This window comes from Vibrio sp. YT-17 (assembly GCF_033337375.1).
Taxonomy (GTDB): Bacteria; Pseudomonadota; Gammaproteobacteria; order Enterobacterales; family Vibrionaceae; genus Vibrio; species Vibrio alginolyticus.
The window spans coordinates 77,863-100,416 of sequence record NZ_JAWOQP010000003.1 but is presented as its reverse complement, the minus strand read 5'-3'; the positions used below and the strand labels follow the sequence as shown (position 1 = coordinate 100,416).

22 protein-coding genes, 1 tRNA gene and 1 pseudogene are annotated in these 22,554 nt (G+C 42.9%); 5 read left to right on the top strand and 19 right to left on the bottom strand.

The genetic code is table 11. The annotated features are described in order from the left end of the window. The 13 genes and pseudogenes from vctG to rbsD form a co-directional block, all read right to left on the bottom strand. Entirely contained in the window at positions 1–951 is a 951-nt protein-coding gene (vctG, locus tag R7F67_RS04340) for an iron chelate uptake ABC transporter permease subunit VctG (protein WP_005376631.1), read from the bottom strand. Beyond that, positions 944–1,879 carry an iron chelate uptake ABC transporter permease subunit VctD gene (gene vctD / locus R7F67_RS04335; protein ID WP_017820306.1) on the bottom strand — a complete coding sequence of 312 codons (936 nt, stop codon included), beginning with the start codon at positions 1,877–1,879 and terminating at the stop codon, positions 944–946. Before vctD ends, vctG begins: the two co-directional genes overlap by 8 nt. Before the next feature lie 22 nt (positions 1,880–1,901). Continuing rightward, on the bottom strand, positions 1,902–2,810 hold the full coding sequence (locus R7F67_RS04330; RefSeq protein WP_005376635.1) for a siderophore ABC transporter substrate-binding protein: 909 nt from the start codon (positions 2,808–2,810) through the stop codon (positions 1,902–1,904). Positions 2,811–2,973: 163 nt separating this feature from the next. After that, a pseudogene (locus tag R7F67_RS04325) lies at positions 2,974–3,653 on the bottom strand (Crp/Fnr family transcriptional regulator). A 134-nt stretch (positions 3,654–3,787) separates the two neighbouring features. After that, a complete protein-coding gene (locus tag R7F67_RS04320) occupies positions 3,788–4,519 on the bottom strand; it encodes a nucleoside phosphorylase (protein WP_017635382.1) in 732 nt (243 codons plus the stop codon). A gap of 10 nt (positions 4,520–4,529) precedes the next feature. Then, complete coding sequence (pnuC, locus tag R7F67_RS04315; protein WP_318056995.1) at positions 4,530–5,261, bottom strand: nicotinamide riboside transporter PnuC; 732 nt, start codon at positions 5,259–5,261, stop codon at positions 4,530–4,532. A 160-nt stretch (positions 5,262–5,421) separates the two neighbouring features. After that, complete coding sequence (locus R7F67_RS04310; RefSeq protein WP_005499106.1) at positions 5,422–5,640, bottom strand: hypothetical protein; 219 nt, start codon at positions 5,638–5,640, stop codon at positions 5,422–5,424. Between the two features lie 231 nt (positions 5,641–5,871). After that, positions 5,872–6,879, bottom strand: coding sequence for a substrate-binding domain-containing protein (locus R7F67_RS04305; RefSeq protein ID WP_053304493.1), 1,008 nt, complete (start codon positions 6,877–6,879; stop codon positions 5,872–5,874). A gap of 35 nt (positions 6,880–6,914) precedes the next feature. Next, a complete protein-coding gene (rbsK, locus tag R7F67_RS04300; protein WP_053304494.1) occupies positions 6,915–7,832 on the bottom strand; it encodes a ribokinase in 918 nt (305 codons plus the stop codon). A 222-nt stretch (positions 7,833–8,054) separates the two neighbouring features. Continuing rightward, positions 8,055–8,933, bottom strand: a complete 879-nt coding sequence (rbsB, locus tag R7F67_RS04295) for a ribose ABC transporter substrate-binding protein RbsB (RefSeq protein WP_005373143.1) — start codon at positions 8,931–8,933, stop codon at positions 8,055–8,057. An 87-nt stretch (positions 8,934–9,020) separates the two neighbouring features. Next, positions 9,021–10,004 carry a ribose ABC transporter permease gene (gene rbsC / locus R7F67_RS04290; protein ID WP_005373145.1) on the bottom strand — a complete coding sequence of 328 codons (984 nt, stop codon included), beginning with the start codon at positions 10,002–10,004 and terminating at the stop codon, positions 9,021–9,023. After that, positions 10,001–11,506, bottom strand: a complete 1,506-nt coding sequence (rbsA, locus tag R7F67_RS04285) for a ribose ABC transporter ATP-binding protein RbsA (RefSeq protein ID WP_158173458.1) — start codon at positions 11,504–11,506, stop codon at positions 10,001–10,003. Before rbsA ends, rbsC begins: the two co-directional genes overlap by 4 nt. Positions 11,507–11,529: 23 nt before the next feature. Continuing rightward, on the bottom strand, positions 11,530–11,949 hold the full coding sequence (gene rbsD / locus R7F67_RS04280) for a D-ribose pyranase (protein WP_005382620.1): 420 nt from the start codon (positions 11,947–11,949) through the stop codon (positions 11,530–11,532). Between the two features lie 473 nt (positions 11,950–12,422). On the opposite strand from rbsD, the gene R7F67_RS04275 reads away from it, so the two are divergent. Next, positions 12,423–14,783 (top strand): EAL domain-containing protein, encoded by a 2,361-nt coding sequence (locus tag R7F67_RS04275; RefSeq protein ID WP_318056993.1) that lies wholly within the window; start codon positions 12,423–12,425, stop codon positions 14,781–14,783. A gap of 139 nt (positions 14,784–14,922) precedes the next feature. On the opposite strand, the gene R7F67_RS04270 is transcribed toward R7F67_RS04275, so the two are convergent. Then, complete coding sequence (locus R7F67_RS04270) at positions 14,923–15,498, bottom strand: imm11 family protein (protein WP_171343171.1); 576 nt, start codon at positions 15,496–15,498, stop codon at positions 14,923–14,925. A gap of 858 nt (positions 15,499–16,356) precedes the next feature. On the opposite strand from R7F67_RS04270, the gene R7F67_RS04265 reads away from it, so the two are divergent. The 3 genes from R7F67_RS04265 (at position 16,357) to R7F67_RS04255 (ending at position 18,193) form a co-directional block, all read left to right on the top strand. Continuing rightward, positions 16,357–16,998, top strand: a complete 642-nt coding sequence (locus R7F67_RS04265; protein WP_017633652.1) for a murein L,D-transpeptidase catalytic domain family protein — start codon at positions 16,357–16,359, stop codon at positions 16,996–16,998. Positions 16,999–17,324: 326 nt separating this feature from the next. Continuing rightward, positions 17,325–17,783, top strand: coding sequence for a hypothetical protein (locus R7F67_RS04260; RefSeq protein WP_017633653.1), 459 nt, complete (start codon positions 17,325–17,327; stop codon positions 17,781–17,783). Positions 17,784–17,869: 86 nt separating this feature from the next. Next, the gene (locus tag R7F67_RS04255; RefSeq protein ID WP_005373158.1) at positions 17,870–18,193 is read left to right on the top strand and encodes a hypothetical protein; all 324 of its coding nucleotides are present in this window, start codon (positions 17,870–17,872) and stop codon (positions 18,191–18,193) included. A gap of 125 nt (positions 18,194–18,318) precedes the next feature. On the opposite strand, the gene R7F67_RS04250 is transcribed toward R7F67_RS04255, so the two are convergent. The 3 genes from R7F67_RS04250 to R7F67_RS04240 all read right to left on the bottom strand — a co-directional run bounded on the left by R7F67_RS04250 (position 18,319) and on the right by R7F67_RS04240 (position 20,093). Further along, positions 18,319–18,999 (bottom strand): DedA family protein, encoded by a 681-nt coding sequence (locus R7F67_RS04250; protein ID WP_054577812.1) that lies wholly within the window; start codon positions 18,997–18,999, stop codon positions 18,319–18,321. A gap of 50 nt (positions 19,000–19,049) precedes the next feature. After that, entirely contained in the window at positions 19,050–19,487 is a 438-nt protein-coding gene (locus R7F67_RS04245; protein ID WP_258475446.1) for a hypothetical protein, read from the bottom strand. 87 nt (positions 19,488–19,574) lie between these two features. Beyond that, on the bottom strand, positions 19,575–20,093 hold the full coding sequence (locus R7F67_RS04240; protein ID WP_005382627.1) for a DUF4136 domain-containing protein: 519 nt from the start codon (positions 20,091–20,093) through the stop codon (positions 19,575–19,577). A 371-nt stretch (positions 20,094–20,464) separates the two neighbouring features. On the opposite strand from R7F67_RS04240, the gene R7F67_RS04235 reads away from it, so the two are divergent. Then, positions 20,465–20,539: transfer RNA gene (locus tag R7F67_RS04235), tRNA-Gly, on the top strand. 15 nt (positions 20,540–20,554) lie between these two features. Here the strand turns inward: R7F67_RS04235 and R7F67_RS04230 are convergent. Further along, positions 20,555–21,412 carry a sterol desaturase family protein gene (locus R7F67_RS04230; protein WP_005373167.1) on the bottom strand — a complete coding sequence of 286 codons (858 nt, stop codon included), beginning with the start codon at positions 21,410–21,412 and terminating at the stop codon, positions 20,555–20,557. 7 nt (positions 21,413–21,419) lie between these two features. Next, entirely contained in the window at positions 21,420–22,430 is a 1,011-nt protein-coding gene (locus R7F67_RS04225; RefSeq protein WP_258474104.1) for a DUF2804 domain-containing protein, read from the bottom strand. Positions 22,431–22,554: the final 124 nt, after the last annotated feature.

Below are 22,554 nucleotides of genomic sequence, written 5' to 3'. Positions count from 1 at the left end.
TTATACAACTTTGTTTTTCAGCAGCAGGTATAAGAAATACGCACCGCCGATAAAGTTAATTACGACACTCAACGTCGTCTCAAAACTGAACACGTTTTCGATTATCCATTGCCCAGCAAGTAGTGAACTTATGGATAGAAACGAACATCCGACCAATAGCGTTTTATGTTGGTAACTTCGGAACATTTCTCGGCTTAAGTTGGTCACTAGTAAACCAAAGAACATGATTGGCCCTACCAAAGCCGTAGAAATAGCAATCAAAACCGCCGAGATAATAAACACATTTCTCGTCACTTTAGGTACATCAACACCCAAGCTTTTCGCATTGTCTTGGTCGAGCCAAAACACATCTAAAGTGCGATGCATCCTAAACAACAACCAACATGCAAACATCAAAGCCGGAGCACTAAAGTAAACCAAGTTCACTTTGACATTATTGAAACTGGCGTACAGTTTCGACTGAACAATTGCATATGTGTTTGGGTCCATCAGCAAAGAAAAGAATGACGCCGCATTGGAAAATAGCTGACCAAAGATCAAGCCGACCAATAGCAACGTAATCAAGTTCTTGCTGCCTTTTGAAAAGTAAAACCCAAACAGCAGTAGCGAAAACGACACCATTACAATTACTGCAATCGCGAAATTGACGTACAAGTTAAGAACTAAGGTACTCAACCCACCAAAAATCAACACGATCAAAATTTGGGTTAACACATACAGCGCATCAAAACCCATGATACTTGGCGTTAAAATTCGGTTGTGCGTAATGGTTTGAAATACAAGTGAAGACTGAGCAATGGCCACACCCGCTAGCACTATCGCCAATACTTTAGGAACTCTACGAGACAAAAAATATTGGTAGTTGTCAGCCGTTAGCCCAATACCAATAAACAGACACGCGAAAAGAATCGCAATGCCACCTAGCAGCAGGATTTTCGTTGAATCACGCATGTTGCTTACCTCGCAACAACATTGCGATGAATACCACGCCACCCAATATGCTAATCACGATAGAGATTGGCATTTCATGAGGGAAAATAATTAAACGACTCACCAAATCGCAACACAACACTAAAATGGCCCCATACATGGCCGTAAGCGGAATGTTCTTTTTGAGGTTATCGCCATAAAAGTGACTCACGAGATTCGGTACAATCAGCCCTAAGAATGGCAACTGGCCAACAATCATCACGACACTTGCTGACATGATGGACACCAATAGCACGCCAATCGTCACAACCTGCTGATAATTCAAACCCAAGTTAATCGCGAAATCTTTTCCGATACCTACGGCAGAGATCCTTGCGGCAAAAAGATAGCTGAGGATAACCATTGGTACCGCGATGTACAGCAGTTCAAAATCACCACGCAAGATGTTGGCGAAGTTTGCGACTGTCCAAGCATTCAGACTTTGAAGTGCATCATATTTGTAAGCGATAAACGTAGTCATGGATTGGATGACATTGCCGAAAATAATCCCGACAAGTGGCACAAAAACCACGCTCTTAAATTGAATGCGCTGAATAAAGAAAACAAACGCCAGCGTCCCAAATACCGAGATGCCGAACACGAGCCAAAGGTGATTATCATTACCAAAGAAAACCACGCTCAGTACATAGCCCAGCATGGCACATTCGATCGTACCAGTTGTAGAAGGTGCCGCAAATCGGTTCTGGCTGATTTGCTGCATGACAAGACCCGCAATACTCAAGCCAGCACCAGCAAGCAATATGGCAAATAAACGTGGTATACGGCTGGTAAAGAAAAGTTCTAATGCTTTCTCATCACCTGAAAAGAGTTGTTGGGGCGTCATGTTTGCCACCCCAACAAATAACGAAACCGTGCTTAAAACCACAAGGGTTAGCAATAACTTCTTCAAAGTTAACCTCTGCTATCTTGGATTACAGTTCAACGGTTTGCTTTATCTCACTGACCATTTTTTCTGTTGCTGTCACACCAGACATCGACAAGTACCACGCGTCCACATCTAAATAAGTGATTTTATGATTTTTATATGCCGCAGTCGCTTTGACTAAGTCGTTATCCATGGATTTACGAATATCGTTATCCGGCGTACCTGTCAGAGAATTTCGGTCAACCACGAGAATATTTTTCGGGTTAGCTTCACGAATAAACTCATAAGAAATGACATCTCCGTGAGTGCCCGTTTTCACGTGCTCAACCGTTTCCAAGAAGCCAAAGTCGTTATAAATGACGCCAAATCGCGACTGGGCACCAAACGCGCTGATGTTGTCACCCATGCTCAAAATCGTTAATGCATCATTTTTGTTCGATTGGTTGTAGTCACGGATTGCTTTAAATTGAGCATCTAGCGCTTCAATTTTCTGCTCTACTTTTTCTTCGATATTGAAGATCTTACCAATATTGCGCCATTGCGCTTGCGTGCCTTCCCAATAGCCTTGGTTCTCTTTCGCAGCAAAAACAACTGTAGGGGCAATTTCACTCAGCTCTTCATATTTCGCAGACGCTCGCGGACCAACCAAAATCAAATCCGGTTTTTGCATGTAGATGGTTTCAAAATCAGGTTCAAACAAACTACCCGCAGAGGTGTAGTTATCTTTGCTGTATTTTGAAAGGTAACTAGGAAGATTAGAAGAGTTAGATACTGCAACAGGATCGATACCAAAGTTGTCCAACGCATCTAGCGGGCCAAAGCCAATCACAACCACACGCTCTGGGGATTGTTCTAGCTCTGTTTGACCCATGTAGTGGTCAATCACAACTTTAGCAGCGAAAGAAGGAGAAACAGTAAATAACGACAGCATAGCCGCACCAACGAATTTTTTCATTTTGTTAAGCCTTAATGAGATCTATTATCATACGCGTTCGCAATATAACGCTACTCTTTAATGCATTCAACAAAATTTAAGGTACTTTACATTAGTTACGTTTACTCAAGACTTAGATATATCAAAGACTTATAAAACCCATCAGTTCCAATACCTGGGCGTATCATTCATGCGCTTCAATAAACGCTTTGAGTGCCAGCTCATCAATAATCTCCAAACCGTTGTCCGTTTTTGTAATCAATCCCTTTTCAATCAAGTCCTTAACTGCACGTCGATAGACTCGGCCTGAGGTACCAAACCGCTCAGCCTCTTGGTTCACTTTATCAAAACCACCAAGCACTTATCCGTCTGATTACGGACGAGAAGATCATAGGCAATGTTGTAAGTAATGGGATGCAACAAACGATTAGTGTAGATATCCATGGAGTCTTGATAATCCTCAGCCAATGCTGAAGCGAAGAACACCATCATTTGGGGATGATTTTGCAGTGCTTCGGTTAGTTTTTGGATACAGATAACATCAACCTGCATATGTTCATCTGCTATCACATTCCATTGACAAGGAGTCTGAGTGAAGAACTCCATTTCACCATAAATATGATAGTCGCAGTTAGCTTCCCCTAATTGAAAACGTCGTCCATTTGCGGCCAATATGTTCATCGAGACTCGACCTACTGGCACAACATACAAGTACTGAAGTTGCTCACCTTGGCGGAGAATTGCTTCCCCAGCATCAAAGTAACGCGAATTTATTTGGCATTGATAAATCAAATCGCGAAAGGTGGCACTCTTTTCTTCAAGGTATGTTTTGAAGCGACCAGTCGGATAAGGGCTGATTTTCATTTTCTGCTCTCTCAGAAAAAGTTACGGACAACTATTTAAGGTGGATTGTACCCCGTAACTCCAAATAAAAAAGCGACAGTGACCTGTCGCTTTACATCTATTCTGTTTATGTGACTTACTGAGATAGAGACTGGCTAACGCTGAGCAACCAAGGCTTCTAATGCCGTAATCGCGGCACTCTTCTCACCTTGCATCATTACTTTGGCTTCATCAACGTACTGACCAACACCTTCTTTCACATCTTGTTGATACAGCACCACGTTGTTTAATATCGAAGCCACATGAAGGCCTCGTAGTCGACCGACCGTAAACAGCGCAGAGGTTTCCATATCGGCACCTAAGATGCCTTTCTTGTTCCAATGTTGGCATATTGCATCTTCGTCATCGGTATAGAAACTGTCGTGAGAACGCACCACACCAAAATGATAATGCACTTTTTGCATCGACAAGTAACGCTCAACTTCCTTTAACAGTGAAAAGCTTGCGTAGGCTGGATAAGACGAATCGACATACGCTTTAGAGCCGCCCTCATCTCTTACCGCGCCTTCGGCAATGATCAACTCGCCAAGATGAATGCCTGATTGCATTGCCCCCGCAGATCCAACGCGTACCACATGAGTCACACCGCACTGTTTTAGCTCTTCCACTGCGATGATCATCGATGGCGCACCTATACCTGTACTACATACTGAAACAGGCTTGCCTTTGTAGTTGCCGGTAAACACACGGTACTCGCGGTTTTCCGACACCATTTCTGCATCATCAAATAATGCCGCGATACGATTCGCTCGATCTGGCTCGCCGCATACAATAACGAGGGGAGCGATTTGTGTTTCATCCACTCCGATATGAGGTTGTTTGGCCATTTTTCGTTCCTTACGCAGCAGCGTGCGCTAAGGTTTTATCGCCATTGCGCTTAGCGCTACGAGCCCACTCACGCGTGCCATTGGCAGCGATGAACATAAGAATCGCGTACTGAACAGACATTGCGTAAACACCTTGCGTCGCGTAGATACCCACACTGATAATATTAATCACAACCCATAGAATCCAGTTTTCGACGTATTTACGTGTCATCAGAATTTGTGCAACAACAGAAAGTACTATCATGGTTGCATCCCAGAACGGAAACGCGTCAGGTTCAAGCACCGGTTCAGCCAAGCTAGCACCAAAGAGATTCAAGCTATCAAAAGCAATGTTTGCTAGCGCAAAGAAAAATGGGTCGATATAGATCGTTAATAATGCGATACATGCAACGCTAATAGAGGCAGTAGTAATAAGTTTCTGTTTATTTAACCAGCGAACCTCCAGCGTTTCACCTTGTGCGTTTGGACGAGTCCACGCATACCAGCCGTAAATGTTCGCACAGAAGAAAAACAATTGAAGAAGCAATAATCCGTATAACTGAATTTGAAAAAAGATAACGGCAAAAAGCGTGACATTCAGCAAACCGAATAAGTAGTTGATGGTTTTTTCTTGGCTGGCAAACCAAATGCAAAGCAGTCCAAAAACTGTACCGAAAGCTTCGATCCAACTCATTGCGTAGCCGTCGCCGATCGGAATGTTAACGAGAGTATTATTAATATCGAGTAAGGCAAAGAGGTCCATAACATGTCCTTTATTATTTTGTTTGGAATACGCTTATATTAGAGCGTGATCCCCAACAAAAAGGAGGACATTTGTCCTCCTCTTGATGCACTCGATCATAAATCAGATTCATTACTTACTTGAAAGTACCTATTTATCTCAATTATTCATTCCAAATGAACTAGGACTCGTGTCCTAGGTAGCGCTTTTTGAACGTCGATGCTGACGCGAACAGTAAAGTCGAAGCAAATGTAAACACCACGCCAGCCAAGTATACATACTCTTCATTCGCAAGTAGTTCATAAACACTCACGACAAACACCGTTAATACTAGTGAAATATTGAAACGGTGAAACCACGGCCTCTTTACTGAATACTGTGCATATCTCTTAACTAACATAAAGATTTTCCATTCATCTCAATAATTTATAAATCTAATTATAGGCTTTATTAATAATAAGCTTTTTAAGCACTATCGACACGAAATCTTTCGAGTTACTCGCAAAAAATCACACTTTTCAAATGTTGAGTTAATAAATTCGAACATCTGTTTTGCATGCTTATTTATTTTTTAGCCCATTTTTTTATAAATTATATGCACTAAATTTGTTAACCATGCGTTTGTTTTTAATTAAGAGAAATTCGTCACACTGTTGCGTACAACCAATGTTGGTTCCAGTTGAACGACTTGAGCGTCGTTAGATTTGTCGTCCAGTCCTCGGACAAGAGTCTCAACGGCAGCCTGCCCCAAACGGTACTTAGGCTGATGAATGGTAGTTAGCGATGGCGACATAAATTTCGCGATATGGATGTCATCGTAACCAATAATGGACAGGTCGTCCGGCACTTTAATACCGAGCTCATTTGCGGCGTTAATCACACCCATCGCCATCATATCGTTAGAGACGAAAATCGAGCTGGGTAATGCGCCACGCTGAGCCATTTTTTTGAACGCTTGATACCCACCCTCACATTCGAAGTCCGATTCAATGATCCAATTGGCATTAAATTCCAAGCCCGCTTCGTTCATTGCTCGCTTATAACCTTCGTATCGCATTTGCGCTTGGTGTTTAATCAAAGGGCCAGTGATGCACCCAATTTCGGTATGGCCGCAATCAATTAAGTATTTCGCCGCTAAGTAACCGCCACGAAGTGAGTTGTCTTGGATTTTATCACTTGTAAATAGCATCGGCCCCCAGTCCATTACCACTACTGGGATATCTGGGTAACGCTCAAATACATCGATACGCTCTCCTTCTAGCGACGAACACATCAAAATCAAACCATCGACACGCTTTTGCAATAGCGTATTAATGGATTGACGCATACGTTCGTTATCACCCTCGGTGTTACATAAAATGAGGCTGTAGCCTTTTTGGTAGCAGCTGCGTTCGACGCCTTTTACGACTTCGCCAAAGAATGGGTTGGTTGAGGTTGTCACGAGCATACCAATGGTTTTGGTACGATTAACTTTGAGGCTACGCGCCAACGCAGAGGGCGCGTAGTAGTTAAGCTCTTTTGCGGCATTGTTAACGCGTTCAGAGATCTCTTCGCTCACAAAACGCGTCTTGTTAATAACATGGCTCACTGTTGAAGTGGAAACCCCTGCCAGTTTTGCGATGTCTTTCATCGTCGCCATGTTACTACTCCTATTTTAATGAGGCATTGTGCGCCTTATTGTTCAGCGAGAAACGCGTCCACCTCTTCGCGGGTTGGAATCGACGTTTGCGCGCCAAAGCGGGTCACAGAAATTGCAGCCGCCGCATGTGCAAACTTAATCGCTGATTCTAAAGGTAAATCTTCTAGGAGACCAGTGACGAATGCCCCATTAAATGTATCGCCCGCTGCGGTAGTATCCGTCGCTTCAACGCGGAAACCCGAGATGATTTCGCCTCGACCGTTTTGGCTTAGCCAAACGCCTTTTGCACCGAGTGTGATCATGACAATTTCTATACCTTTACCATGTAGCTCATTCGCCGCTTCTTGCGCGCTTTCGTTGTCTGTTACAGTAATACCTGTCAGAACTTCAGCTTCCGTTTCATTTGGTGTAATCACGTCAATGCAAGACAGTAATTCATCTGACAGTTCGCGAGCTGGCGCTGGGTTCAGAATGACATTGGTTTTGGCATCTTTCGCTACACGCGCAGCTTTCTCAATGCCGCACATCGGCGTTTCCAATTGCATTAACAAGTAATCTGCTTGGCGAATACGCTCTAAATCTGGCTCAATCGCTTCTGCTGTCAGTTTGGCGTTTGCTTCAGCTGAAATGCAAATGCTGTTCTCACCACTGTCCGACACTTGAATCATCGCGATACCTGTCGGGCAATTTGGCTGCATCTTCACACCAGTGATATCGATGCCGTCCATTTTGAAGTTTTCGCGAATGTTAATGCCGAATGAGTCGTCGCCCACACAAGCGATAAAACCTATGTCTGCATTTAATCGCGCCGCCGCGACGGCTTGGTTGGCACCTTTGCCACCTGGGATAACTTGATAGTTGCGACCATGCAGCGTCTCGCCTGGGCGAGGGAAAGAAGGCACTTGAAGAACATGGTCAGCGTTTACACTACCTAACACCACTAACTTATTCATACGGTTATCCTCGGTTCTGAATGAACCCTTTTTAAAAACTGTTTAGGAAAATACATTAGATGTCTTTAACTTCTCTTCCTGATGAAGGAGTCTCGATAAAAAGCCAAAGGCATCTATACCCCACACTTTGCAGTATTTTGGGTAAGTTTGCCCTCACCTCCTAAACGACAGATATAAACGGAGGAGAGAGCAAAAATTAGGATGATTTATTGAACTTAAAACTTACTTAGTGACTACTTTTAGTGGTACTGGGATGTACTCTTCTACTTCTTCACCTTTCAAAACTTTGTCAGCCGTTTCAACACCTAAAGCACCGATAAGGTCTGGTTGCTGAGCAATAGTTGCCGCTAGTTTGCCACGGTTAACTGCTGCAATGCCGTCTTCCGTACCATCAAAACCAACGATAACGACATCTTTGCCAGAAGCTTGAACTGCGCGAAGTGCACCTAGCGCCATTTCATCATTCTGTGCAAATACCGCTTGTACATCCGGGTTAGCCGCTAGCAGATTTTCCATTACGTTTAGACCTTTCGTGCGGTCAAAGTCAGCCGGTTGGCTAGCAAGAAGATCCATATCGCTGCCCTTCACGGCATTCATAAAGCCTTCACCGCGCTCACGCGCTGCCGATGTGCCCGCAATACCTTCAAGTTGAATGACTTTTGCTTTTTCGCCGACTTTTTCCATGATGTAGTGGCCTGCCATTTCACCACCAATTACGTTGTCCGACGCGATGTGACTCACGACTTCACCACGGCTTGCACCACGGTCTAATGTCAACACAGGGATCTTAGAACGGTTCGCCATACGAATTGCATTAGACACTGCATCAGAATCCGTTGGGTTGATAAGAATTGCTTTTACGCCGCGAATACTTAAATCCTCGATGTTCGACAGTTCTTTACTCGGGTCATTTTGCGAGTCCAGTACAATTAAGTCGTACCCCAATTCTTTCGCTTTTGCTTCCGCACCGTCTTTCATCGTTACGAAGAACGGGTTGTTTAGCGTCGAAACCACAATCGCCATGGTATCTTGAGCTTGCGCCGCTACCGATACGGTTGAAGAAAGAAGTGCAGCAGAGATAAGAGTTGCAAGTTTTTTCATCGTTCTAGTCCTTTGTGTAGGGTGAGCCAGTACACGTCCCCTGACTCGGTTTGTATTCACTGTTTTATATATACAGATTGTTATGAATTACTTGTTTTTGTTGTCTACCAATACCGCCAGCAAGATAACCACTGCTTTTGCAATCATTTGGTAGTAGGAAGAAACATCAAGTAGGTTAAGTGCATTGTTCAAGAAACCGATGATCAGCGCACCAATCAAGGTACCCATGATACGACCTTTACCGCCCATCAAGCTGGTACCGCCAAGAACAACCGCTGCGATAGCGTCTAGCTCGTAGCCCATACCCGCTGTTGGCTGCGCCGAAGAAAGACGAGACGTTACGATAATACCTGCAAGCGCTGCTAGCATACCGCAGATGGCGTAGACACCAATCTTCACTCGGTCTACATTGATACCTGATAGGCGAGTCGCAGACTCGTTGCCGCCTAGTGCGTAAACATAGCGACCAAAGCGCGTGTGGTTAAGTAAATACCAAGCCGCTGCGAACACAACCACCATTAACCAAACAGGAACCGGAATGCCTAGCGCGTAGCCAGTACCAAACCATGCAAACGCATCTGCGGTGTCAGTAAAGCCTGTCGAGATTGGTCGACCTTCGGTGTACACCATGGTCACACCACGTAGTAACGTCATGGTAACCAGCGTAGCGATAAATGCCTGCACCTTACCCTTCGCAATAATGATACCGCTGATCGCACCTAACGCTGCACCTGCGACTAAAGCAGTTGGAACCGCCACCAGCACCGGAACCTCAAGCGCGATCATGCTTGCCGCAAAGGCACCACACAACGCCAATACCGAACCAACACTTAAGTCGATACCTGCGGTTAAAATAACTAATGTCATACCCACTGCGATAATGGCATTCACGGAGGTTTGACGAAGAATGTTGAGAATGTTGTCGACCGTAAAGAAGTTCGGGTTCAAAAATGACACAACAACGATCAGAAAGATCAGAGCTATCAGTGATTTTTGTTCAATCAGCCACTCTTTTGTGAACAACTTCTTGTTGCTCGTTTCGGTTGGTTTGCTCATGGTATTCGTACTCATGCTGCTTCCTCATTGATCTCTTTGCCTACGGCACAGGCGAGTAATTTTTCTTGATCGGCGTCTTTCGCATCAAATTCGCCAGTGATACGACCTTCATGCATCACTAAAATACGGTCGCTCATGCCGAGCACTTCAGGCATCTCGGAAGAAACCAAGATGATGCTCATGCCTTCGGCCTTAAACTTGTTGATGAGCTGATAAATCTCTTTTTTTGCTCCGACATCAACACCACGTGTCGGCTCATCCAGAATCAGAACTTTAGGTTTCGTCATTAACCCTTTCGCTATCGCAACTTTTTGCTGGTTACCACCAGATAAGTTGCCGATGATTTGATCTCGCGTTGGGGTTTTAATGTTGAATAACTTAATAAAATCTTCCACAGCAATCACTTCGTCGCTGTGTTGAATCTGGAAGCCTTTGGTCAGCTGGTTTAGCGAACAAAGTGACATGTTCTCCTTAACCGAAAGACCTAAAACCAAACCATCGCCTTTGCGATCTTCAGAGATGTAAGCGATACCATTTGCCAAGCCATCTTGCGGGCTAACCGGGTTAATAGTTTTGTTATCAAGATTGATAACACCATGCTCACTAGGTAATGCGCCGTAAATGACTTTCATGAGTTCAGTGCGGCCTGCGCCCATCAAGCCAGAAATTCCAAGAATCTCACCACGCTTGAGAGTAAAGCTCACATCCTGAACGCCAGACCCAGTCAAACCAATGACTTCAAGACAAGTTTCGCCATGTTGGACATCAATACGTGGATATTGCTCTTCTAATTTTCGGCCAACCATCATTTCAATTAGGCCATCTTCATCAGTGTCGGACACCTTGCACTCACCGATAAACTTACCATCACGAAGCACCGTAATATCATCACAGATTTCAAAGATTTCTTTAAGACGATGCGAAATGTATACGATGCCGCATCCTTGCTCGCGGAGCTCATTAATCACTTTAAACAGTGATTCCGTTTCGGTATCGGTCAGTGCGTCCGTTGGCTCATCCATAATGATGACTTTCGACTCAAACGAAAGTGCCTTTGCAATTTCCACCATTTGTTGTTCACCAAGGCTTAAATCGCCAAGCAATGTTTTTGATGAATGCTTTACATTGAGACGTTTTAAAAGCTTGTCAGCTTCGTCATACATTTTGCCCCACCGGATACGCCCTAAGGAGCCGGTGAACTCTCGTCCCAAGTAAATATTTTCGGCAATCGTCAGTTCAGGAATCAGGTTCAGCTCTTGGTGAATAATGCTAATACCAGCTTCCTGTGAATCGCGTGGACCTTTAAAGGCCGCCGGCTGACCTTGATATTGAATGCTCCCCGCATCCATGTGGTAAATGCCTGTCAACACCTTCATTAACGTTGACTTGCCTGCTCCATTTTCACCCATCAGCGCCATAACACGGCCTGGATAAACATTCAGGCTTGCTTTGTCGAGTGCTTTTACGCCCGGAAACGCCTTCTCAATTTCGCTTAGTTGTAGAATGGCTTGAGTCATAATCTGTCCTCAATATCTCTGGCTTAAAAAACCACGCCCGCTTGGAAAATAACGTTCGCATATGGCGAGCATTCGCCGGTTCTTACGATAGCGCGACTTTGGGCCGTGCGTGCTTTAAACGCTTCATGTGACACGTAGCTCACCTCAATAGATTTGCCCGTCTCTTCACTCTCTTTGCTCAGTTCGTTGAGCAACGCTTCATGCAAAACTGGGCTTGCATCAGAGAACTCTTCCGCAATGATGACCCCTTCGATTTGGGACTCAGATAGAATTACGCGAACAGTATCAAGAAAACTTGGTACCCCATGCGTTAGCGCCAAATCGATTCGCTGAACATGCTCTGGGATTGGTAGACCAGCATCACATATCGTGATCTCGTCGGTGTGGCCTAGCGTCGCCACCAAGTAAGAAATATCTGAGTTAATTAGGGTACTTTTTTTCATCTCATCGACCTTTCGGTTACACGTTCATACAACCATGAGCGCCTGTCTTAAAGTGTTTTCGTTATTAACAGAAAACTCATCGAAACGTTTCGATGAAATAATAATTCGTCATCGCAATTTGACCAGTGTGAGATCGATAAGGTGTGAGAATGATCTGTAATTCAATTGTCATTGAATAGGAAAAGTGCACTTGAGTCACACTTTACCATCGAAACGTTTCGATGATGGTATTTCCCTGTCATTACGGTTAGGTTTTATACAGGGAGGAAGGAAAAGAGACGTCCAACTACTGAGAAAACCTCTAGTTAATAAGCTCGAAACCTTTCACGTCATCACAATTCTTAGATAGCTGCCTGATTTTGGAGAACGCTCACCTTACAATCTGGTTACAATTTGCCAAAACACATCATCCGTTCAGTACCTTACCTGGTACGCGACGTTTGTAGGGACACAAACGGAAACTAAGAACCATAATGAAGTTAAGCAATAGAGTCATTTTGCTTGTCGCGCCAGTGATCTTATTAAGCGCGTTAGTATCTAGCTATATTATTTATAGCATTCAAAAAGTGACGCTCATCAAGCGGGAAGACAGCTATATTCAGTTGCAGATGGAAAAGCTGGCCGGGCAGTTTCGACAAGCGAATATTTTTCTTAATAGCTATGCCTATACGCTCAGTAAAAGTGATGTATTACAAGACTATTTGGTTAATCATAACAACCCCTATCGTGAGCGAGTCTTGTTTAATCGATTAGACGAGACCGCTGAAGTATTAAGCCATGGTTACAAAGGCGATGCGAGCATGGCGATCCTCGACGGCAAACAAAACCTTCTCTACTACACAGAAAACAAATATTACGAATCATCGGGCGTGGTCGACCCAAAGGTATTAGAGTACATATCACGAAGTTTCAATGACAGAGAGGCTTTCAGTCACACTGGCTTTATTTATAACTCCAGTGGACAAAGCATTCTTCTTCAATATGAGGTCGTCGACAAAAGAACGGGGACTCACCCTTTGAGCTTTGACTCGAAAAATGTGTTTTTTGTGGTAGTTTCCGTATCACTTGAAGCCTTTAACGAGATTAAGCATGACATCGAGTTTGACACACACAGCGTGATTACTTTCGCCGACAAACCCATTTATCTTGATATTCCTCTCGCTCAAACCATTGAGCTGCTGCCGCACTTTTATGCCGTGCTTTCTCCTGCCGAATATTTAATGTGGAATAAAGTCGATAAAGTGTGGCTAGAACTTGCTTTCTCCTTTGGCGTAGCGGCGTTTTTCACCATCACATTAATCATTTTGGTGTTGTACCGCTATGTGTTGCGCCCTGTTTCTCGCCTTGATAAGCAGCTGAACGAACTTGAATCTAATCAACGTGACAATATTGAAAAGCTAGAAACAAACGATGAAATAGGACGCCTCTCTGCACGCTTTTTTGATATGTATGAGGAACTTAATGTCATCTATAAAAAGACAAAACGCCTAGCTGAAACGGATCACCTGACGCAACTCGCCAATCGCCATCGTTTTCATGAGCTTGCCACTCGTGAACTTATCTCCCCTTCGCAGTTTCTGTGGGTTGTTTACGTCGATCTTGATAACTTTAAATACGTGAATGATAAATACGGGCATGAATTGGGAGATAACTTATTAAAAGTGTTCTCATCACACATCAAGAATGCCTGTCAAAAGTTCTCGCACGATTACAACAGCCCCTGCTTTGCCGCCAGGTTGTCTGGTGACGAATTTGCAATTTTGCTGAGCTCAAATCAAGAGGTAAAACGCTTACCTGATTTGCTTGCATCAGAGCTGCTAAAACCGATTAGTAATCTCAGTTCATCTTGGAGTAATTCATTTCCCGTTACGGCAAGCGTAGGTATTGCACAATATCCTCAAGACGGTACTGACATCGCAAAGTTACTCTCCAGTGCCGATGCGGCTATGTATCAAGCAAAACGGGCAGGGAAAAATCAATACGCCTATTATTCAGCCGCTCTCAATATTGAGTCTCAAAGACGAAGTCAACTTGAACGTGCGCTCCGAAAAAGCAATGTAGAGGAAGAGTTTCACCTTGTTTTTCAACCCTATATGAACAATCGAAGCAACGAAATTGAGGGGTTAGAAGTCTTGTTGCGCTGGGAAGCCGAAGGTATCGGCCCTATCCCTCCAAAGGAGTTTATTCCAATTGCAGAGCAAGCCGGATTATTTGATAAAATTGACCGCTGGGTTTTCGCCAATGCAACGGCGGAATACCATCAATTAAGGAATATTTTCGGTAAGGATATTGTTCTTTCGGTCAATCTTTCATCAGCAGAGCTAAACTCGATAGAAATGGCAAACTACATCCATGAACAAGCGACACTGCACAGTGTTAAACCAGAATGTATTGAGATAGAAATAACCGAAACCTTTGCCGCAGAACAACAAGGCACGGCTCTACTTGATGAGCTATCAAAACGTGGCTACCGTCTTGCAATTGATGACTTTGGTTCTGGTTACACATCGTTAACTCAGCTCGTTCAGTATCCGGTTCAAAAAATCAAATTTGATCGAGAGTTCCTCGTTACATTGATGAACACCAACAACGGCCATGTGATCAAACCTATTATTGAGCTATGCCATGCCCAAAATAAAACGGTTACAGCAGAAGGTATTGAACACAATATGATGCATGAATGGCTATCGGCATACCGCTGCGACTATATGCAAGGCTATTTATTTGGCAAACCAATGACTAAAGAACAATTGAGCTTGTGGTGGCAATCGGCAAATGACGACAGTCGATTTGATGCGTCCATGGTCAGCTCAATTAGGGTTTCAAAAACATAAGTTAAGGGGAGACATACAGCAGTCACAACTGTGGCGGCTGTATTTAGCTGTATATGAGCTTCATTGATAGATGCTCAGCTTTTGTTCCCCCATACCTATATCTATGACTTTAGTTGAGTAAATCACTATTTATTCGTTTTTAAACCAGCACTTCCTTGAAATCCAAACCGGTCAAATTCAGCGCTTTGACGCTATCGTACAAGCCACCTTTTTTGTCCGTGCAAAACGTTCTGAGCCCAGCACCTTTTACTCTGAACAAGTCAGATTCATTAACGGCTTCTCTATTCAAAACGAGTTTCTTAAACGGTCTAGCACGACTTAGCTTACCATGACGAAGATTATACTCGGTAGCAGAGGTATCAATGGCATCAATTTGAGTGACAATGTTTAATGCTCGCCAAGGCTTTCCTTGTAGATTTAATGGTAAAAATTCGACATTCTCGCTCAACACATCGAGCTTATCCGCAATAGAAGCGGATACAGCAAGAGTAAAAGATCCCCATGCTGCAATATCAGGCCTGGGCAATGGCTTTTCACCCATAACGTCTAACCATTCAATATCAATACTTTTCCAACTGGCTTTAACAGACTCTCCATAGAGTTGGATAGGTTTGCTTGCCGTTACTTGAAGAGACATTTCCAATGGCGACTCTTGCAACATTGCAAAATCATTAACATTGGGAGAGACAATAAACACTTTATTAAATGCTGTCATAACCGTCCTTAAATAAATTCTAGCGCTTTTCTTAATGAGATGAGCGCTTTCACACCAAACCAAACCAAACCAAGCATAATAGATAGAGTTTAATTTCATGTTCAAAAATTTAATGAATTAAGATCTGGCGTTCTTATCTTTTAATTTCGAAGTTTTATTATTTATATATTTTAATCCACACGATAGAATTATTTTTTCAATTTTTACTATGTACCCTTCCTTATGTAATCGAATAAATTAGAAAATAAACAGTAGCACGCGTCACTTCACTTTTGTTGAGCTCATCACCCTCACTTAAATGATACATTCACAAGTTCAATTTTTGAACGACTTAGACTTAGCTTTGTCAATCGTGAATTAAAAACAACCGATTCACCGCTGTTTTACTGCCTTTTCTTACCACCCTGTTGTTTATTCATACATTATAAATGCACTTATACACATAACGATTCGGCGTTACGATTTGTTACGAGTTAAGTCACAAACTTTTGAGGTATTGGATAAAGTGTAGAAAAAGAAAACACATTGAAATAAAAAGAGTTTCTAAAGTACGAAAAATAAAACGCCGTTTTTATAAATTAGCAACTTCACAAATATCCTTAAACACAGTTTTATTAATTACATATATCAGATATTATTTACGCCGAAGTTTATAGAAACCATCGTTAAACTTCATATTTTATATAAGTTTCAATCAGTTAGTTTTTAACTCGAAAACTTATCGTCAACCCAATATCAAGCACCTAAGCGTGCAATAAGAAACATTGGGAATAGAATTATATTGATGTGCATGTTGTTTTAACGAATGCATGAAGCAATCGGTAAATTTGTAACACCATAGAGTTTTATTTAGCCAAGATGAAAAAATTAATTATATTATTTACATGTGCGCTGTTGTCTGTATCACCTTTTGCTTTTGCAAAACAATCAGATAACGAACCCAGGGATCATTTACGACCAAAGCAAGTTGAACATGTGTTTAAACAAGCCAAGCTAGATGGCATAGTAGACTTTAAGTTGTTCAGTGACGCTTACATCGCTTATCAGAAGACACCCGATAGAAAGAAGTCGGTACTAACGATCATCGACTATAGTAAACCATCAACTGAAAAGCGTTTTTATGTGGTGGATTTAGATAAAAAGAAGCTAATCTACAATACGTATGTTTCTCACGGCGTGAACAGCGGAAAGAAAACAGCGACACAGTTTTCAAATGTCGTGAACTCGCGAAAAACATCATTGGGCACTTTTTTGACTGATACCACTTACTACGGCTCAAATGGCTATTCACTTCGATTAGATGGGCTAAGCTCTGGATTAAACGACAAAGCTCGCGAGCGTTACATTGTCGTGCACGGTGCCGATTACGCAAACCCTTCCTTCATCAAGAAGAATGGATACCTCGGACGCAGTTGGGGTTGCCCTGCTTTGCCAGAGAAGTTGTCTCGCGAGATCATTGACACCATAAAAGGCGGCAGCGTTATTTACGCAAGCGCATAATATCGATGCGACACATATGGGGAAGAAAAAGAAGATTCTATTTCTTCCCTAGTAATAATCCTGTTAGCTTAATCGTCCTGTGCAACGACTCTCTTTCCATTTTCGCTTACTCGAAAGCGAAAATTATTGTGTTATTCGCTGATATACCTAAGTGCGATCAGAAAACTCTGTTCATCCCCCTTCCATCTCGTTAGTATACGCTGAGTTGATCAGACACTGGCTTTCATCGTTATCATAGTTCCACTAAGATTCCTTAATCATGGTGGGTAACTGTGGCTTTATATGTTTAGGGTTACTTCTTGCGTTATCTACACCGTATATTATTGATGCTTTCTTTGTCCCTGCTCTCAGGGCTCATCACAGCTTCATATGCGCATGAGTGGCACCACACCAAACATTACACTTCCGAGCGCCTACTTAAACTCTCTCAACAGGACGATTTTGAGCTAGCACACACTGATTTTCATGCCTCAGCTTCTCTGAGCTCTTGGGGTTCAGAAAGTTACTACCTACATATAAAGCGCGAGTTGTTCGGGCTTGTCTCCTGTCGCCGAACATCAGCTACTGATGGCGTTTTATCATCAGATTTTACTCCTGATTATTTTTTACTTATTGCTTTCTCTTCTCCACCACTACTGGAGTTGGCAAAACAAGCATCTCGCTTACCTCTAGACAGTTATGGCGGACTCATGAGTCAACGCTCTCTTTATCGCCTCTCAGGAAGAAAGGAAGCGAACTTAATGTACGTCTTTACTCATGGTCGCAACGCCTTCTCTGTTGTTTAACTTTTTATGACATACAGAGAACACGAAAATGTAACGATAAGAACCAATATGCTCATTGTTACTAGAACCAATTTGAGGTCCATATAATGACAAGAATCGCTACAACCATCGCACTAGCATTACTATTTGCAGCGGGCTCAACCTTAGCAAACACAGAAACTAAGCCAGAAGAAATGAGTAACGACACTCTGTTAGAGTGTGCCAACGTTTCTAACGCACGTATTGCAGTTCCGGAACACAGAGCGATGTTCAGACACTACTTAATGTCTGAGAGAGACTACAGCTTTGACCAGCTATCGTCTGCCGAACTTGAATTTAAAGCAGCAGATAAGAATGAGTCTGAAGTAGAGAACATCTACAAGTCTCAGTGCAAAGAAGTTGGCGAATACCTATATAGCATTGGCTATTAAATTCGAAACCCTAACGACACTCAAAAAGAAAGGCGCAATGTATGCGCCTTTCTTTTTACTGACAAAAACCTGTCGATTAGAGGTCTAATCTGCATACAAGCTTAAAAGTGCAAATCAAAGTAAACTTATTGGGAAAACTCTGACACATCCTTGGGTTTACAGGTCGCTCGACGTGCTTTAACAAACAAGAAACTAAGCACTCCAATCACAAGAGTAATTATTGGTGCCGCCATTAATAGCATTGTGATTGCTTTGCTCATATTTTCTGGTAGCAAAGGAAGTAATGAACCAAAACCGCATAATATCAGCGTCCATAAAATCGCACTCAGCCACGCAAAGTAATGGAATTTACTAATACGTTTCACTCGCAACCCCATCATTAATGGCAATAGGGAACGAACAACCGGAATAAACCGCGCGCACAAAAGCGCAACCAATCCATGTTTACTGAGTAATACGTCGACTTGTTCCAAACGCTTTTGAGGAACCGCACTCACCCAGCCTTGAACCTTAGGTAAGCGATTTAGCCACTTGCCTTGTAAATAAGCCGCCCAACTTCCCAACCCCGCACTAACAGCTATCACCAACATGATCATAATTGGGTCAAGGACGCCAACCGCCGCCAGCGTACCGGATAATACGACGACACTGTCGCATGGGAAAGGTGCAGCAGGAATAAAACCACTTTCCAAAAAGATACTCACAGCAACAACAAAATAAACCAAACCTGCACTGCCTGGCGCCATTAACGCCGTGAAATCTTGATGCCAAAAAGCACTCAAGACCTGAATGATCGAATCAAACATAAACCGCTCCTAAGCATAATTAACCAAAAGTTGCAAAAACATGGAATGTGTTAGCGAGCATGTATAAAGCGGTATATGAAATTCGATTCTTTTCTCACTCCGATTCTGTATTTAAAGTGAGTAAAAATACTTTCAATACAACAACCTAAAGTCTCAATGCCGATGCGTTTTAGCCGCTTCATCGAGTAAATTGCCGAACGATGCGCCCACCATGCTACATCAAGCATTTCAAACCATTCGGGTTCTACATCGTCGTTCGAGCTCATTTCCTTAGCATGGCTAACCCTCAATATGTTCCGGCTGTTTAAACTCGGATAGTCTTGTTGTATTGGAGAGATAGGATGTTCTGAAAAGCGCTTCGACTCAGCGTCAACAGCGATATTCTGGTTATGAACGGAAAGAAAATTTGGGTGTGAGTGCGCCAGGCTCATGCTCGGAGCCAGCAAGCAGAAAAGTAGTCCGAGTAAAGCAATCAGAGTCGTACGCACAAAGGTAACCAAAACCAAAATAATAAGTTCTTTTAACCCTGTGCGTAACTATTGGCAATTAGTATTCTTAATCGTTAAGAATACTAATTATTTTTCACCGTAAGGGTAGCTTTCAAACATCTTCGCGATTTCTTCTTGGATGAGAGATTCTCTTTTCTCAGAGCTCATTGACTCAGACAGTTTACGACTTGAAACGCCTTTCCAAACGACTTGATTAGCCTTTGCATCAACCAGTTCAACCACCAACTTCCCATACTTACGTTCTTTATATCTTTCTGGGCTTGAAGTGATCACACCAAAGCTATTCCAGCCATAGCCAAAGCTCACCGACGATCCTGAAGAAACAAGCTCGGATTCTTCTACGATATCATGATGTACGTAAAGGTCACCGCCACTATTTACCTTAATTAAACCCTTACCCTCAAGCTGTTCAGCAAGCCCTTGCTCAATACGTCGACCATCAATACTGGTAGGAGCTTCCGCCTGAGCACCGAAGTCAAACGTTCTGTAAGCTGAAAAGTCGGCTTGTTTATCTACATCGGTTGTAACGGTAGTACAAGCAGATACCAGCATCACCACCAGCCCTAATATCAAACCTCTCATCATGTTAAATCTCCTTTGGTTAAGCTGACTGTTTCAGCAGAATTACCCTGTGTTATACATACGCATCAACAGTAAAAAGTAATCATTTCAATATCTAGTCTTGACCATGAAACGTGACTGTTCAATAAACGAGATTAACCTTTACACAGAAAATCTTGAATATCATCAACATCTAAACACCTAAGAATTCGGTGTTTACGACCTAATTGGAAGCCCCTAGGCTTAGTAGCAGAATCGCGAGTGCCACAAAAAACCAGAGACAATGAACACTTTAACATCAGTCCGCTACTTTTTTAGGCAACTGACAAACATTTGATGAGAAAAGACTTTTCTTTTTCGTGCAGTGTGGCATATTAACTGAGTCCTATCGATGCGCGGGCATCGTATAATGGCTATTACCTCAGCCTTCCAAGCTGATGATGCGGGTTCGATTCCCGCTGCCCGCTCCAATCTCTTTATCCAATTTACTCATAAAAATCCGATGGCGGAGCGAACAAACGGCGGCAGCGTTGTTTCCATGATAAGTTTGGTCGAGTTACGTCATAAAACATGTCTTTCCATTCTGCAAACGTCACGCGGATGGGATTAAAGCTGTTTACAGGTTTAGAAACCCCATATCGAACCGTTTCCACCTCTGGTTCAAACGTTCCGAACATTCGATCCCAAATAATTAATACACCCGCATAATTTTTGTCGATGTACTGACGGTTCACACCATGATGAACGCGATGATGAGACGGCGTGTTAAATACCCACTCTAGTGGCCCGAGCGAACGAATTGATTGGGTGTGAACAAAAAACTGTAAGCCCAGATTAAACAACACAACGAAGACAACCCATTTTGGCTCAAAACCAATAATCACCAAGGGCAACCAAAAAATCCACATCCCCGCTAGCGGATACATTAAACTTTGACGAAATGCGGTACTGAAGTTCATTCTTTCCGAACTGTGATGAACAACGTGCGCGGCCCACATCCAACGAATACGATGGCTAGCCCGATGAAACCAGTAATAGAAAAAATCTTGCAGGACAACAAGTAAAAGAAAAGCTGAGACGCTCATTTCGATATCAAACAAACGCCAATCAAACCACCACAAATACAACTGAGCAATCAGTAAACCCGTGAGTATGTCTGTCGCTTGGTGTAAGCCCGCAAGAACAAAATTACACGCTACTTCAGGGAAGTAATACGTCGCGCTTTCAGGCAAGCGTCCCCTTCTTTGTCCGAACCAATATTCGGCAAGCATGCAGAAAAAGAAAACTGGGGCCAGAATCATCAGAAGTAATTCTGGGCGGTCCATCAACTGCGTCCAATCCATTGTGTTTCTACCATTTTGCATAGTGATCTTCAGTAAGACCCATAACTTCTTCTAACTGATGTTTGATGCCATTTCCATCGATAATATAGCCAGAGAAATAACCGATGTACTGACGAAAGTTACTTTTGAGAAGCCAAAAATTTTTCTTCTCTGAGCGTCGATTCAAAGGCGTGAACTGTAAGTTAACTCGTTTATCTTCCGACGTAATATGCCACTTTTGCCCTTCATCACTTCGTGAAAACTGAAACTGCACAGGTTGCAAAAAGTGGCGCTGACCATTAATCCACAATGCATTTTCGCAATAGCCAGTTTCATTAACGCCAGCTGCCAAGTTCAACCCCAGACGCCTGTCATCCTCAAAGCAATTGATACTCGCCCAGCGCCAACTTGTTTCTCGCCGCATGTACCCAGCGGAAAAATCGTAACCAGCAGCCACCTCTGAAAGATCTTGCTCTTTTCCTAATATGAACAAGTTACCGTCTACTGCTAACGCATTGTGCTTCTGAGTATATGTCCAACCCGCATAACCTGTTGGCGTACACAACATTAATGGCAAACTCATATTTTCTGGACGTAAATAGAGATCCGCATTGACTGACTCTGTCACAAAGTGGACGTGCCAAATACCATCCTTAATAGAAAACTGAACTCTTTTGTTAGCAAGATGGGCAAGACTGCACCAACTGGAAGGCTGAGTTTGATAACCTATATTAAAAGGTTTCAACCATTGTTGCTCAATCAACTTATTCTTTTTAATATCAAACAGGTAGCAAAAGCCGGATGCTAAATACCGTATATCAGCAATCGCTACTCCAATGACGTAATTAGGTGTGACCAAATTGACGAACTGAAACTGCTTATAATCGCGGTAACGGCGCCACTTAGACACTGGCTTATCCATCTCATCAAGGTAGGTAAATTTATCTAGCTGTAACGATGTTGGAATTCCATCAAGGTGGCCAAACGCTGGTAGACCATTCTGCTGAATAAACGAGTTCAGAACCTTAAGCTCATCCATATAGTTGTCTTTTCACAAGTTATCACACACACAAACTTTAACATGACGTTAACATAAACAATTTGCGTAACTGCACAACAACATCGACTAAAGTGATTTCTGCTTGTTATATGTGAAACTGATC

What these genes read in the sequence shown, in the direction of transcription:
- vctG (WP_005376631.1), bottom strand. Translation starts at nt 951, where the DNA reads ATGCGTGATTCAACGAAAATCCTGCTGCTAGGTGGCATTGCGATTCTT.
- R7F67_RS04330 (WP_005376635.1), bottom strand. Translation starts at nt 2,810, where the DNA reads ATGAAAAAATTCGTTGGTGCGGCTATGCTGTCGTTATTTACTGTTTCT.
- R7F67_RS04320 (WP_017635382.1), bottom strand. Translation starts at nt 4,519, where the DNA reads ATGGCCAAACAACCTCATATCGGAGTGGATGAAACACAAATCGCTCCC.
- pnuC (WP_318056995.1), bottom strand. Translation starts at nt 5,261, where the DNA reads ATGGACCTCTTTGCCTTACTCGATATTAATAATACTCTCGTTAACATT.
- R7F67_RS04310 (WP_005499106.1), bottom strand. Translation starts at nt 5,640, where the DNA reads ATGTTAGTTAAGAGATATGCACAGTATTCAGTAAAGAGGCCGTGGTTT.
- R7F67_RS04305 (WP_053304493.1), bottom strand. Translation starts at nt 6,879, where the DNA reads ATGGCGACGATGAAAGACATCGCAAAACTGGCAGGGGTTTCCACTTCA.
- rbsK (WP_053304494.1), bottom strand. Translation starts at nt 7,832, where the DNA reads ATGAATAAGTTAGTGGTGTTAGGTAGTGTAAACGCTGACCATGTTCTT.
- rbsB (WP_005373143.1), bottom strand. Translation starts at nt 8,933, where the DNA reads ATGAAAAAACTTGCAACTCTTATCTCTGCTGCACTTCTTTCTTCAACC.
- rbsC (WP_005373145.1), bottom strand. Translation starts at nt 10,004, where the DNA reads ATGAGTACGAATACCATGAGCAAACCAACCGAAACGAGCAACAAGAAG.
- rbsA (WP_158173458.1), bottom strand. Translation starts at nt 11,506, where the DNA reads ATGACTCAAGCCATTCTACAACTAAGCGAAATTGAGAAGGCGTTTCCG.
- rbsD (WP_005382620.1), bottom strand. Translation starts at nt 11,949, where the DNA reads ATGAAAAAAAGTACCCTAATTAACTCAGATATTTCTTACTTGGTGGCG.
- R7F67_RS04275 (WP_318056993.1), top strand. Translation starts at nt 12,423, where the DNA reads ATGAAGTTAAGCAATAGAGTCATTTTGCTTGTCGCGCCAGTGATCTTA.
- R7F67_RS04270 (WP_171343171.1), bottom strand. Translation starts at nt 15,498, where the DNA reads ATGACAGCATTTAATAAAGTGTTTATTGTCTCTCCCAATGTTAATGAT.
- R7F67_RS04265 (WP_017633652.1), top strand. Translation starts at nt 16,357, where the DNA reads ATGAAAAAATTAATTATATTATTTACATGTGCGCTGTTGTCTGTATCA.
- R7F67_RS04260 (WP_017633653.1), top strand. Translation starts at nt 17,325, where the DNA reads ATGCTTTCTTTGTCCCTGCTCTCAGGGCTCATCACAGCTTCATATGCG.
- R7F67_RS04255 (WP_005373158.1), top strand. Translation starts at nt 17,870, where the DNA reads ATGACAAGAATCGCTACAACCATCGCACTAGCATTACTATTTGCAGCG.
- R7F67_RS04250 (WP_054577812.1), bottom strand. Translation starts at nt 18,999, where the DNA reads ATGTTTGATTCGATCATTCAGGTCTTGAGTGCTTTTTGGCATCAAGAT.
- R7F67_RS04240 (WP_005382627.1), bottom strand. Translation starts at nt 20,093, where the DNA reads ATGATGAGAGGTTTGATATTAGGGCTGGTGGTGATGCTGGTATCTGCT.
- R7F67_RS04230 (WP_005373167.1), bottom strand. Translation starts at nt 21,412, where the DNA reads ATGGATTGGACGCAGTTGATGGACCGCCCAGAATTACTTCTGATGATT.
- R7F67_RS04225 (WP_258474104.1), bottom strand. Translation starts at nt 22,430, where the DNA reads ATGGATGAGCTTAAGGTTCTGAACTCGTTTATTCAGCAGAATGGTCTA.